Source organism: Chryseobacterium angstadtii (assembly GCF_001045465.1).
Classification (GTDB): domain Bacteria; phylum Bacteroidota; class Bacteroidia; order Flavobacteriales; family Weeksellaceae; genus Chryseobacterium; species Chryseobacterium angstadtii.
In genome coordinates, this window is sequence record NZ_LFND01000006.1 from 203,981 (window position 1) to 218,359 (window position 14,379).

8 protein-coding genes are annotated in these 14,379 nt (G+C 38.7%); 6 read left to right on the forward strand and 2 right to left on the reverse strand.

Features of this window, described 5'->3' with window-relative positions; translation table 11 throughout:
• Window positions 1-215: 215 nt before the first annotated feature.
• The 6 genes from alaS (at window position 216) to ACM46_RS17590 (ending at window position 11,529) form a co-directional block, all read left to right on the forward strand.
• Complete coding sequence (gene alaS / locus ACM46_RS17565; protein ID WP_048507998.1) at window positions 216-2,819, forward strand: alanine--tRNA ligase; 2,604 nt, start codon at window positions 216-218, stop codon at window positions 2,817-2,819.
• Window positions 2,820-3,013: 194 nt separating this feature from the next.
• A complete protein-coding gene (locus tag ACM46_RS17570) occupies window positions 3,014-4,495 on the forward strand; it encodes a PhoX family protein (protein WP_048507999.1) in 1,482 nt (493 codons plus the stop codon).
• 67 nt (window positions 4,496-4,562) lie between these two features.
• Complete coding sequence (locus ACM46_RS17575; protein WP_048508263.1) at window positions 4,563-6,374, forward strand: cytochrome-c peroxidase; 1,812 nt, start codon at window positions 4,563-4,565, stop codon at window positions 6,372-6,374.
• Between the two features lie 959 nt (window positions 6,375-7,333).
• Window positions 7,334-9,718 (forward strand): hypothetical protein, encoded by a 2,385-nt coding sequence (locus tag ACM46_RS17580; RefSeq protein ID WP_241486048.1) that lies wholly within the window; start codon window positions 7,334-7,336, stop codon window positions 9,716-9,718.
• Window positions 9,719-9,813: 95 nt separating this feature from the next.
• Window positions 9,814-10,050, forward strand: coding sequence for a hypothetical protein (locus tag ACM46_RS17585; protein WP_048508001.1), 237 nt, complete (start codon window positions 9,814-9,816; stop codon window positions 10,048-10,050).
• Window positions 10,051-10,059: 9 nt separating this feature from the next.
• The gene (locus ACM46_RS17590) at window positions 10,060-11,529 is read left to right on the forward strand and encodes a M20/M25/M40 family metallo-hydrolase (protein ID WP_048508002.1); all 1,470 of its coding nucleotides are present in this window, start codon (window positions 10,060-10,062) and stop codon (window positions 11,527-11,529) included.
• Between the two features lie 499 nt (window positions 11,530-12,028).
• Here the strand turns inward: ACM46_RS17590 and ilvA are convergent, their stop codons facing one another.
• Window positions 12,029-13,291, reverse strand: coding sequence for a threonine ammonia-lyase IlvA (ilvA, locus tag ACM46_RS17595; RefSeq protein WP_048508003.1), 1,263 nt, complete (start codon window positions 13,289-13,291; stop codon window positions 12,029-12,031).
• A gap of 10 nt (window positions 13,292-13,301) precedes the next feature.
• The gene (gene ilvC / locus ACM46_RS17600; protein WP_048508004.1) at window positions 13,302-14,348 is read right to left on the reverse strand and encodes a ketol-acid reductoisomerase; all 1,047 of its coding nucleotides are present in this window, start codon (window positions 14,346-14,348) and stop codon (window positions 13,302-13,304) included.
• Between the last annotated feature and the right edge of the window lie 31 nt (window positions 14,349-14,379).

Sequence of the window (14,379 nt, forward strand, 5' to 3'; positions counted from 1 at the left end):
TACTATTCACATTTACTAAAATCTTGGATTCCCCCATATCTTAAAAACAACATCCTATTTCAAACCCTTCGCAGCCTTACACTCATCCGGCAACATATAAACCCTTCCCATCCTTCCCCATTCAAAACATAGCATAAAATTATTTACAAATCGCTTAAAAACATTAAATTTGCATCTTATCAAAAATTTGATAGTTTTAAAAGCAAAGCAATACTATGACATCACAAGAGATTCGTCAAAAATTTTTAGATTATTTTAAAAGTAAAGACCACCTTATCGTTCCTTCAGCGCCTATCGTGTTGAAAGACGATCCTACCCTTATGTTTTCCAACTCGGGAATGACGCAGTTCAAAGATTTTTTCTTAGGCTACAAAACACCTACGGCCCCAAGAATTGCCGATACACAGAAATGTCTTAGAGTTTCCGGAAAGCACAATGACTTGGATGATGTAGGTAGAGACACCTACCACCATACCATGTTTGAAATGTTGGGGAACTGGTCTTTTGGTGATTATTTCAAAAAAGATGCTATTGCTTTTGCCTGGGAATTACTGACTGAAGTATTCGGAATTCCAAAAGAAAATTTATATGTTACCATTTTCGAGGGAGATGCTTCTGAAAACCTTGATAGAGATCAGGATGCTTATGATTTCTGGAAATCCCATATTTCTGAAGACAGAATTATCAACGGAAATAAAAAGGACAACTTTTGGGAAATGGGTGAAAGCGGGCCATGCGGACCATGCTCAGAGATCCATGTAGACCTTAGAACACCTGAAGAGAAAGCTAAAGTTTCCGGACTTGAGCTTGTGAATAATGATCATCCTCAGGTAGTGGAAGTATGGAACCTGGTTTTCATGGAATTCAACAGAAAAGCAGACAAATCTCTGGAAAAACTTCCTGCACAGCACGTGGATACAGGAATGGGCTTCGAGCGTCTTTGTATGGCGCTTCAGGGTAAATCTTCCAACTATGATACAGATGTTTTTACACCGCTTATCGCTAAAGTGGAAGAACTTTCAGGTAAAAAATACACCGGAATTTTAGAAGACGAAAAAGATATTGCCATCCGTGTTGTGGTAGACCATATCAGAGCAGTTGCATTTGCGATTGCTGACGGACAGCTTCCTTCCAACGGAGGGGCAGGTTATGTAATCCGAAGAATCTTGAGAAGAGCGATCTCTTATTCTTACCGATTCCTGGGAATGAAAGAACCTTTCCTGTACAAACTTGTGGCTGTACTTCAGGATCAGATGGGTCCTTTCTTCCCTGAAATTCAAAAGCAGGGGAAACTGGTTTCCGAAGTGATCAAAAGTGAAGAAGATTCATTCTTAAAAACCATTGAAAACGGACTGATCAGAGTTGAAAAATTAATTCAGCAGACTATTTCAGATCAATCAAAAGTATTGCCAAGCGAGGAAGTTTTTGAATTGTATGATACTTATGGTTTCCCGGATGATTTAACGAGAATCATTGCAGAAGAAAAAGGTCTTACGATTGATGAACAAGGTTTTAAAGCTGAAATGGAGAAACAGAAACTGCGTTCAAAAGCGGATTCTGCCCAAAAAGTGTATGACTGGGTAACTCTGGAAGAAAGAGAAGAAAACTTCGTAGGATATGACCAGATTGAATCTGAAACTTATATTACAAGATACAGAAAAGTAGAAAATAAAGACGGAGAATTTTATCAGGTTGTATTGAGCAGCTCTCCTTTCTACCCTGAAGGCGGAGGCCAGGTAGGTGACAAAGGTGTTCTTGAAAATGCTACAGAAAGCTTCGAGGTTTTGGAAACTAAAAAAGAAAACGGACTGATCATTTCCCTGATCAACGGTCTTCCGAAAGATGCAGGAGCTGTTTTCTTCGCTAAAGTTCAGGCTACTGACAGAAGAAATTCTCAGGCTAACCACTCTGTAACCCACCTTTTACATGAAGCTTTAAGAGATGTTTTAGGAACTCACGTAGAGCAAAAAGGTTCTTATGTAGGTCCGGATTATCTGCGTTTCGACTTCTCTCATTTCAATAAAATGACTGAAGAGGAACTGGCTTTGGTAGAAGAAAAAGTAAACCATAAAATCAAAGAAAGCATTGCTCTGCAGGAGTTCAGAAATATCCCTATTCAGGAAGCATTGGATAGAGGAGCAATGGCATTGTTCGGTGAAAAATACGGTGATAATGTAAGAATGATCCAGTTCGGAAGTTCAAAAGAGCTTTGTGGAGGAACTCACGTGAAAAATACCATTGAAATCGGTCATTTCAAAATTGTTTCCGAAGGTTCTGCTGCGGCAGGGATCAGAAGAATTGAAGCTATTTCAGGAGATAAATCCGAAGAATATTTCACCAATCTTGAAAATCAGATCGCTGAACTTTCCCAATTGCTGAAGTCTAAAGATGTGGTAAGATCTATTGAAAAACTGATCGAGGAAAATACTTCATTAAAATCTGAAGTAGAAGCTCTTAAAAAAGAAAAAGCAAAAGGCGAGATTGGCGAATGGAAAAATGCTTACGAGCAGAAAGGAAACAAACAGCTTTTAGTGAAGAAAACATCTCTGGATGCAGGTTCTGTTAAAGACATTGTGTTCCAGCTGAAGAGAGAGATTCCTACTTCAGTAACAATCATTCTTTCTGATGCAGACGGCAAACCAATGATCACCGTTGGCGTTTCTGATGATCTGGCAGCAGAGTATCAGGCAGGAGCCATTGTGAAAGATCTGGCAAAAGAAATCCAGGGCGGCGGCGGCGGAAATCCGGGCTTTGCAACGGCAGGAGGTAAAAATCTTGACGGTTTGGAAAATGCTTACCAAAAAGCTTTAAATATTTAGAATTAATGACCCTTACACTATAAAACATTAAAAACTTCTGAAAATTTCAGAAGTTTTTTTATTTATAACCATTCTAATTATTGATCTTACCTTAACAAACCATTACCCAAACTTAAACTATTTGTTTCGTCCTCTTAAAATATAGTTCATAATAGACTTTTAGTTTTGCTACAATCGAAATTAAAAAAGTAATTATGAAAATTAGTAAAACTATCGGAGTCTTATTGTTCTCTGCTATAGCGCTTCAAAGCTGTAAAGACGACAATAACGAAGAGCAGGGAAACACGCCTGTCAATCAGAATATCAAGATTGAAAACTTTTCACAGGAGCCGGCTTTCGTTTATGCAATGTCCGGTTTTGAAAACCTGTCGATCACGACCCTGATCTCAAGTTCCGATATTCTTTCAGGAACTCCCAATTTTGTTTATGCAGGTCAGCCGGACGGTATGGGAATTATGAAAGACCCTAGTTCCGATGGTTATCTAATGATCAGCAACCATGAAATTACCCAGTCTGTATCAAGAGTTTATTTAGATAAGACATTCAGACCTGTCAAAGGAGAATACATCCTGAACGGTATTGGTGGTATGACCAGATTATGCTCTGCTACGCTTGCCACTCCGGAAACTCACGGTTTCAGCGCTTTTCTTACCGCTGGTGAATCCGGTGAAGAAAGTATGGTTCATGCCATTAATCCACTGGCTCCGGCTTCACAGGCATCTGATCAGTCCAGAGTAAAACCTGCTTTAGGAAAAGCTTCTATGGAAAATGCCGTTCCGCTTCCTAAAGATGTATCAGGAGGAAAAACTTACATTATGGTTGGGGAAGATCAGTCTTATTCTTCTTCTCACCAGTCTGCAGGACAGCTGATTATGTATGTTTCGAATACACAGGGAGATCTTGATAACGGAAAACTATATTCTTTGAAGAGAACCAACAACAACTATACGGAAACGGATATGGTGAAAGGAAGTTCTTACGATGTGGAATTTGTAGAAATTTCCAATGCTAAAAACTCAACGGGAGCACAGATCAATCAGAAAAATATTGACAATAACGCCATCCGTTTTTCAAGAGTTGAAGATGTAGATTACAGAAAAGGAGCCGGAAAAGGAAGAGAAATTTATTTTACGGCAACCGGAGAATCTTCAGACGGAGCAACCCCAAAACCGGGATTAACAATGTGGGGAAGAGTTTACAAACTTGTCCTTAATGAAAACAATATGCTTACCGGAAAACTGGAAGTAGTTGCGGAAGGAGATTCGAATCCGGGAAACAACCTGATCAATCCTGATAACTTATGTGTAACGGAAAACTTTGTGTACATCCAGGAAGACGGAGATTCTTATTATACCGCTGCTGCCCACGATTCTTACATCTGGCAGCTGAATATCGCTACAAAACAGTATAAGCCATGGCTAAACATGAAACACAACAGATTGGATACGGCCTGGCAGACCGCGTACAACCAATCTGGAAACCTTCAGAAGTTCGGTTCCTGGGAATATGGAGCGATGGTAGACATATCTGATATCATCGGAATTCCAAATACCTTCACGGTAAACATCCACTCTCACACGTGGCAGAAAGATAAATTCAAGAATGCAGACGGTGCCGGAGTGAATACCAACAAAGAAGGCGGACAGGTGGTCATCATCAGAAACGTAGAAAAATAATTTTTAAATATCCAATAAAAATCCAGAGTATCAGCGGAAATATTTCCGTTGGTACTTTTTCATGCCTATGAACTTTTTTTCAAAATATCCGGTTCTCATTGTTTTATCTGCAGCCATGGCTATTGCGGTATTTTTTCAATGTAAAAGTGACAAATACAAGCCTGTAAATGAAGATCTCAGTGTTGTAAAAAGTGAACTCCTCAAAACCAATATTTCATTCGAAAAACAAGTCAATGAACTGATTACCCTTGTCTCAAAAAACACCGATGAAAAAACACTTCAGGAGAAATTTGAGAACCTACGGATAACCTATAAAAAAATGGAATGGGCGGTGGAATATTTTCTTCCGAATTCAGCACGTTTCATCAATGGTCCTGCCCTGCCTGAGATTGAAATGGATGAACATACCGAGCTGGAACCCGAAGGTCTTCAGGTACTGGAAGAAATGTTTTACCCTTACACCCCTGAAAATAAAGATGAAACAATTCGTTTTCTAAAAAAGCTGATCAATAAAAGCAATACCATTAAAACCAATTTCCAGGCGATCTCCATGAGCAAGGATCAGGTTTTTGATGCGGCCAGACAGGAAATTTTCAGAATCTCCAGCTTAGGAATTTCCAGCTTTGATACCCCGATATCAGGAACATTTTTAAAAGAAATGCCTTATTCTCTGAAAGCCGTTCAGCTGACTTTACAACAGATATCGACCCAACAATCAAAAACAGCACTTCAAAAGATAGATGCAGCCATTGATTCCGCAATTGCCGTTCTGAAAAAAAATCCGGACAGAAATTCTTTTGATTATGTACATTTTATTCCGGATCATTTGAATGTCATTTCCACATTGCTATTGGAGTTTAAAAAACAGGAAGGTATTCCCAACATTGAAGTCACTTCTGCCTTAAATAAAAACGCAGCTTCTTTTTTCTCAAAAAATGCTTTCAATCCCAATGCTTTTACTCCCGGAAAAGAATTCGCTTTCTCAGATGAAAAGGCGGCTTTGGGTAAAAAACTGTTTAACGACAATATCCTTTCCAACAACAATAACAGGAGCTGTGCAACCTGCCATATTCCTGAAAAAGCATTTACAGACGGGCTTGCCAGATCCATGTCTCTTGAAAATTCGGAATTGCAGAGAAATGCACCATCACTGAATTATGCAGGTTTCCAGCATGGACAGTTCTGGGATATGCGCAAAGACGATCTGGAAGGCCAGAGTTCCGATGTCATCTCCAATAAAGAAGAAATGCATGGCGATTTGAATATTATTCTGGATAAGATCAATAAAAATCCTTCTTATCTTCCTGAATTTAAAAAGATTTACCATACCCAAAAAGCAGAAACCTGGCAACTTCAGAATGTATTGGCCAGCTACATCCGCTCTCTGGCAAAATTCAATTCCGATTTTGATGAATACATGAGAGGAACCCCTTCTGCCATGACAGAAAAGCAGAAACAGGGATTCAATCTGTTCGTGGGGAAAGCGCAATGTGCCTTATGTCATTTCATTCCTCTTTTTAACGGAACCGTTCCTCCCAATTTCAAAAAAACGGAACAGGAAGTTTTAGGAACCGCTGTGAACGGAGACAATAAAATGTTTGATCAGGATCTTGGAAGAGGAAAGTTTCATGAAACGGTAGCGGCTCTGCAACATTCTTTTAAAACACCAACCCTCAGAAATATCAGCAAAACAGCACCCTACATGCATAACGGAGGTTATAGAACCCTGAAAGAAGTCATGAATTTTTATAATAAAGGTGGCGGAAAGGGTTTTGGTTTTAAAGTAGAAAATCAGACTCTTTCAGATGCTCCCCTCGGACTTACGGATCAGGAAATTAATGATATCATTGATTTTATGGGAGCATTGAGTGACCGGTAAATGTTTTTATTCAAAATTCTGTTTTATAAAGCTGTCATAGAAGATCTGTGCACATCTGTGAAATCCGTGGTTAAAAAAATCCGCGTCATCAGCAAAATCTGCGCGAGATGATATCAATTCAGCTGGATGTTTTTTATCTGAATCTTCTTTTGTCTTGAAACAAAAGAAGCAAAAGTTCAAGACCGGGAAACTTCCGCTAAAAATAAATCCTGTTCTCTAAAAATTCTAAAACTTGCGCGGATCTATTGTTTCCGCTTCGTTTCAATACTTGTCCCGCGCTTCGGACAGTAGAATTTTTTTAACGTTCACAGGATTTATTTTCTTAACGCTCCATTTTCCTAAGTCGGTTTCGTCGTCATTATAAAAATCAACTTTTCAAAAAAATCTGTGTAAATCTGTGAAATCCGTGGTTAAAAAAAATCTGCGTCATCAGCAAAATCTGCGTGAAATTATATCAATTTGGATGTTTTTTATCTTAATCTTCTTTTGTCTTGAAACAAAAGAAGCAAAAGTTCAAGACTGGGAAACTTCCGCTAAAAATAAATCCTGTTCTCTAAAAATTCTAAAACTTGCGCGGATCTACTGTTTCTGCTTCGTTTCAATACTTGTCCCGCGCTTCGGACAGTAGAATTTTTTTAACGTTCACAGGATTTATTTTCTTAACGCTCCATTTTCCTAAGTCATCCTTATAAAAATCAACTTTTCAAAAAAATCTTTGTAAATCTGTAAAATCTGTGGTTAAAAAAATCTGCGTTATCAGCAAAATCCGCGTGAGATAAATCAACCTTACTTTAAGCCAATATTTCTGAATTTCTTGAATTATTTACATCTGATTATTCTATGCAAAAATTAGATTAAATCAATGTATTAACAAATCATAAAAACTTTCTCAAAAGAAGAAATATTATTACTTTTGATCTAGTTTTTACATGAAAAGGTTTTTAGTTTTATTGTTTTTAATGATGTATTTCTTTGGTTACTCTCAATCAAAGATCAGGGTCATTGACGAAACTGATCATCAGCCTGTATCCAACGCAAAAATTTCCTGTGACGGAAAGATTCTGGGCTTCACAGATACCACGGGTTTTCTGGAATTTAAGGCTTCATGCAGCACTATTGAAATTGAGGCAGACCGCTACGAAAAAGAAACAGCCGATGTAGAAGCTGATATGGAAGTTTCCCTGCTGAAAAAAGCATTAAAAACTACCAAAATTGAAGAAGTCGTTATTGAAGACCGAAGTGATCCCAGGGCTCTTGAGATTCTCAAAAAAGTAAATAAGCTCTTTAAGGAAAACTCTCCTAAAAGTTTAGATTCCTATGCCTTTAAATCTTACGAAAAGGTATCTATGGATATTGATCAGGATAGTATTAAGCAGTTTAACAACTTTTTTAATGACTCCAATCTTTTTAAGAAAAAAAGAGAAAAAGATTCGTTGAATAACCTCTCTGCCAAGCAGATTTTTTCAAAAAGCAAACTCTTCTTATGGGAAAGGGCTCAGGGGTTTTTATATTCCAAAAAATACGGTGAAAAAATCAATATTCTTGATAACAGAATTTCCGGTCTCAAACAGCCAATCTATGAGATGATTGCCATCCAGCAGAGCAACCGTGACAAAATTCCAAACCAGATCAAGCAGGAAAACAGAGGGCTTTACCGCTTTTTCCTTTCGGATACTATTGAAGTCAACGGAAGAAAAACATTTCTGATCCGCTTCCGTGAAGTGAATTACAAAAAACCGGATAAAAGAAGAAAGTACAATGGTGCTATCTACGTAGATACCGAAACCTACGGCATTCAAAAGATTGAAAATTTCAGTAAAAATAAAAACGACGGGATCATCACCAGTACCTGGGTTTTCTATAATAACAAATGGTTTCTTGCTCAGGAAAAGGTAAAACTCAGGATGAGCAGAGTGGCCATGGAAGAGGAAAAAAAAGAAAAAACGGAAGAACATCCCGAAAAGAAAGATAAAACCAGCTTTGGGACCTACGCTTTTCTAACCTCTACCTATTTTGATTTTAAATCTCCTATTGAAGAGGATAAACGCGATTTCAAAGGCTATACGTTTTCGGTAAAAAATGCAGACGGACATCTTCTTGACCAATACCGCACCGATCCTCTGACAGAAAGGGAACGTAATACCTATACCACGATAGACAGCCTCGGCAGAAAGTATAATATAGACAGCAAAGCGAAAATACTGACGGGACTTATTAACGGACAGATCAGAGCCGGTATTGTAGATTTTGCCGTAGATGAAATTGTAAACTATAACTTATATGAAGGATTCAGACTTGGTTTAAAGGCCAAACTCAATGAAACTTTCAATCCTTATTTCTCGCCGGATTATTATTTTGCATACGGTTTTAAAGACGATAAATGGAAGTATGGAATCGGTCTGGATATGAAAACCAGTCTGGATAAAAATTCATTCTTCAGGATTGAATATTATAACGATGTAACGGCATCCGGAGAGTTTTACAGGAGACTTTGGAACTTCAAGATGAGAATGATGAACTATGGTAATAATATCAACAACGATAAATATTATCATTTCAGAGGAGGTTCACTTTCTTACCTGAATGATGTGACCAACGGGCTCACTTTAGTTTTTGCCGTCAAAAGGAATATTGAAGAAGCCAAATTTGATTACGCGTTCCGTGGAAGAAGCGGTGAATTTGATAACTTTAATACCCTGTTTACTTTAAAATATTCTCCGAATTCTACCAACATCATGACGCCTCAGGGAAAATCAATCATTGATCAGAAATATCCTGAACTGTATTTCAACTATGAACAGAGTTACAAAGCATTGGGTGGAGATTTCAATTATACCCGTTTTGATGCCCTGTTTGTTCATAATTTTAAAACCATGTTAGGAACTACCGGATTCAGGCTTTATGGCGGAATGGTATTGGGGGAAGCTCCTATCTGGAAACACTTTACCATGAATGGTCTGGCTTCTCCGAGAAAAGATTTCAATTTCAACCTGACGTCTTATCTTGGCTTTGCAACACTGGAAGGAGGAAAATATTACAATGATAAATTCGTTGCGTACTATTTTACCCATAAACTTCCTCTCTATTTCAAAAGTTTCGGGCAGAATATTTCCAGCTTTGATTTTGTACTGAGAGGAACCATCGGAGATATGCAGCACCCTGAATATCATCAGTTTAAATTCAGAAAACTGGATCATCTTTATCAGGAAGTAGGACTTGAATGGAATAACTTCCTGTCCAGCTACTTCAATTTAGGTCTGTTTTATAGGGTTGGATATTATACTACGCCCAACTTCAAGCAGAATTTTGCCATCCAGTTCAAGTTGAAAGTTTTGGAATTTTAAAAACCTTTCCATACTTTTTATCTTTTTAAACTAGAATTTAAACAAAATCATAAATACATAAATACATAAATACATAAATACATAAAATCAAAAACATGCAGACAATAGAAATTAAAGCGGAACAGTTTTTTGAATTATTAAAATTAAAAGACACTTCAATGTGGGAGATTTTCTCTCAAATGATTGATGGTAATGAAAAAGAGATCATATTTTTAGATAACGAAGAAAAAATTCTGTTCAATTATGTCCTTCCTTCAGCACAGGAAAAATTGGAAGAAGACAGAAAGGAGTTTTCAAAACAATTTTCAGATAAATTGGCTAACTTCAATTAAAAATTTCAGATGAATAAAAATTACCTGTTCTCTGTGTTGGGTATTTTCCTTTTCAGCTTCGGGAATGCTCAAAATTATAAAAAGCCGCTGGTTTCTGCCATCAAAGAATCAGACCTGAGGAAAGACATGTATGAGCTCGCCGCAGATCAGTTCTGGGGCCGTGAAGCCGGAACCCTGGACGAATTAAAAGTGTCGATGTGGCTGGCCGATAAAGCTAAAGAAGCCGGAATGAAACCTGCCGGTGACCACGGAACTTTCTTCCAGTTTTTTGATATGTACAGACATCAGGTGATTCCTCAAAGTACCTTGACAATTGGAAACAGCAGTCTGAAATTATGGAAAGATTTTCTGGTTGCAGAACCCGTCAATGCTTCTATTGATACTGAAGTTGTCTATGCCGGAAATGCCGAACCTGAAGAGCTTTCCAAGCTGAATATCAAAGGTAAAGTACTTGCAGTAAATGCTTCTGAGAAAAATATAGACCAGGAAATGACTCTTTTTGTGAGAAGATATCCCGGATTTGTAAGGACTAAATATTACAACAAAGCCTACGAGCTGGGAGCAAAAGCCATTATTTTTATCACAGACGATATTTCTGAAAAAAGCTGGGTTGAAGTTGTACCTCAAATGACAAGAGGAACTTATGGCGTGGAAGGACTCCGGGAAAAAATAACGGATAATATTCCTGTTTTATGGATTAAAAGAGAAAATGCAGGCTGGGTAAAAAACAATCCGAAAATTGCTCTGAATCTGATCACGGAAACCTACAAATATCCATCCGTAAATATCATCGGAAAAATAGAAGGAACAGATCCCAAACTTAAAGAAGAATACGTTTTACTCAGCGGACATCAGGACCATGACGGGATCAGACATCCTGTAAAAAACGACACTATCTATAATGGAGCAGACGACAACGCCAGTACTTGTGTCGCCATGCTGGCTATGGCAAGAGCTTACAAAAAGCAGCCTGGAAAAAGAAGTATTTTATTTGTTTTCCATGGAGCCGAGGAAAGAGGATTATTGGGTTCCAGATGGCATGCCGCGCATCCTGTAGTTCCTAAAGAAAAGATTGTTGCCGTTCTGAACGGAGATATGATTGGAAGAAATGACAATAATGAAGCTGCTCTTCTGGGAGGAAATGCCCCTCATAAAAACTCTGAGGAACTGGTAAAAATGGCCGAAGAAGCCAATAATGAAAGTACAAAATTCAAATATTTAAAAGATTGGGATGCTCCTAACCATGCGGAATATTTCTACTTCAGAAGTGATCATCTACCCTATGCAAAAGTGGGAATTCCTGCTGTATTTTTCACCAGCGTTCTGCACGACCAATACCATACTCCGCAGGATGAATCTGAAAATATCAATTACAAAAAGCTCTATAAAATGACAGAATGGATGTACCGCACATCCTGGAAAGTGGCTAATAAAGCCGAACGTCCTAAAGTCATTTCAAATTTTACGATTGAGAGATAACAAAAAAAGCTTCACGATTTGTGAAGCTTTCTTTTCATCATTGGGTTTATAGAATCTAATTATAAAAATTTCTTTTGGAAATATTTGTGTTCATTTGTAAAATTTGTGTTTTAAAAAATCTGCGTCATCAGTAAAATCTGCACGAGATAATACCAATTCGGTTGGAGGCTTTTTTTCTGAATCTTCTTTTGTCTTGAAACAAAAGAAGCAAAAGTTCAAGACCAGGAAACTTCCACTAAAAATAAATCCTGTTCTCTAAAAATTCTAAAACTTGCGCGGATCTACTGTTTCTGCTTCGGTTCAATTCCTGTCCCGCGCTTCGGACAGTAGAATTTTCTTAACGTTCACAGCATTTATTTTCTTAACGCTCCATTTTCCTAAGTCGATTTCGTCGTCCTTACAAAAAATCAACCTCTGAAAAAATCTGTATTCATCTGTAAAATCCGTGGTTAAAAAATCCGCGTCATCAGCAAAATCTGCGCGAGATAAAACTAATATTCTAAATCAGCAGATTCATCAGAGACGGATCATTATTCAGATAATTCACAAAAAAATCGTGCTCTTTCATTTTGTTCATTAAAGGGGAAAAATCTTTACTCTGCTTCAGCCCTATTCCTACCACAGCAATCCCCTTCTCCTTAGAATTTTTCTGAGTGTATTCAAAAAAAGTGATATCATCATTCGGTCCCAAGACGTTCATCACAAAATTTTTCAGAGCTCCGGGACGCTGCGCGAATCTTACGAGGAAATAATGTTTCAAACCTGCATGCAGAAGAGCTTTCTCTTTAATCTCTTCCATACGGGTAATATCATTATTGCTTCCACTGATGATACAAACTACATTCTTTCCTTTAATCTGTTCTCTGTATTTTTCAAGAACAGCTACTGAAAGGGCTCCCGCAGGCTCTACCACGACTGCATCTTTGTTGTAGAGAGAAAGAATCGTTTCACATACCATTCCTTCATCCACTACGGCCATATCATGCAGAACATCTTTGCAGATCTCAAAATTGAGACTTCCTACCTCCTGAACGGCGGCTCCATCTACAAAACGGCTGATCTTTTCAAGAAGAACCGGTTTTCCCCTTTCCAGCGCTTTTTTCATACTCGCAGCAGCAGATGGCTCGACTCCTATAATCTTCGTTTCCGGAGACAATTCCCTGAATACGGAACACACGCCCGCAGCCAGACCTCCTCCGCCTACCGGAACAAAAAGATAATCAACAGGTTCTCCTGACTGTTCAAGGATCTCCAATGCCGCAGTAGCCTGCCCATCTATGATATCCTGATCATCAAACGGATGAATAAATATCCCCTGATGATCTTTGCAGAACTTGACCGCTGCATCTTTCGCTTCATCAAAAGTATCCCCGTAAAGCACTACATCTATATAATCTCCTCCAAACATTTTGACCTGCTCCAGCTTCTGTCCCGGAGTGGGTAAAGGCATGAAAATAGTCCCTTTCACCTTCATTGCACTACATGCAAAAGCCACTCCCTGAGCATGATTTCCCGCACTGGCACACACTACACCTTTGGCCAGACTCTCGGGTGACATTACTGCCATTTTATTATAAGCTCCACGGATCTTGTAAGATCTTACCCGCTGCAAATCCTCCCTTTTAAAACTTATTTTCGCTTCATAGTCAGCCGAAAGATGTGCATTGACTGCCAAAGGTGTCCTTACGATCACCTTTTTCAATCTCTCGGCTGCTTTGTAGACGTTTCCTAAAACGGAAGGATACGTTTCTTCTTTCATCATGATGTTTCCGTTAATTGTTCTCCGGTCTCAGGCTGCGGACGGTTTTACCCGCTCTCCACATTTCACTCTCTCTGAGTTCTGTAAGCTCTACTTCCAGTTTTTCTCTGTAATCAGGTTTGCTGTTGCTGTCTATGGATCGCTGAGCTTCATCTCCTTTGGCAACGCTGTCATAAAGTTCTTCAAACAATGGAGAAGTGGCATCTCTGAAACGTTTCCACCAGTCCAGGGCTCCTCTTTGTGCCGTGGTACTGCAATTGGCATACATCCAGTCCATTCCGTTTTCAGCAACCAGCGGCATCAATGATTGGGTTAATTCTTCCACGGTTTCGTTAAATGCTTCCGAAGGACTGTGCCCGTTCTTTCTCAGTACATCATATTGTGCGGCAAATATTCCCTGTACGGCTCCCATCAATGTTCCTCTTTCTCCGGCAAGGTCACTGTATACTTCTTTTTTAAAGTTGGTTTCAAATAAATAACCGCTTCCTATCGCTATTCCCAGGGCAGTTACCCTTTCTCTGGCTCTTCCGGTAGCATCCTGATAAACGGCAAAACTGCTGTTCAGTCCGCGATCCTGTAAAAACATTCTTCTCAGAGATGTTCCTGATCCTTTAGGAGCTACAAGGAATACATCCACATCCGCCGGAGGAACAATTCCTGTACGTTCGTTAAAGGTAATTCCGAAACCATGTGAAAAATACAGCGCTTTTCCTGGAGTAAGATGTTCTTTAACCTTTGGCCAATATTCAATCTGAGCTGCATCACTTAAAAGATAGCAGATCACCGTTCCTTTTTGAAGCGCCTCTTCTATTTCAAATAATGTTTCTCCGGGTACAAATCCGTCAGCTATTGCTTTATCCCATGATTTTGAGTTTCTTCTTTGCCCGACAATGACATTGATTCCGTTATCTTTCTGGTTAAGTGCCTGTCCCGGTCCCTGTACTCCATATCCGATCACTGCTACTACCTCATCTTTTAATACTTCCTGAGCTTTTTCCAGTGGGAACTCTTCTCTTGTCACTACGTTTTCTTCAACTCCGCCAAAATTCAATTTTGCCATTTTTTAAAATTTTTATTTATTATTGTTATTT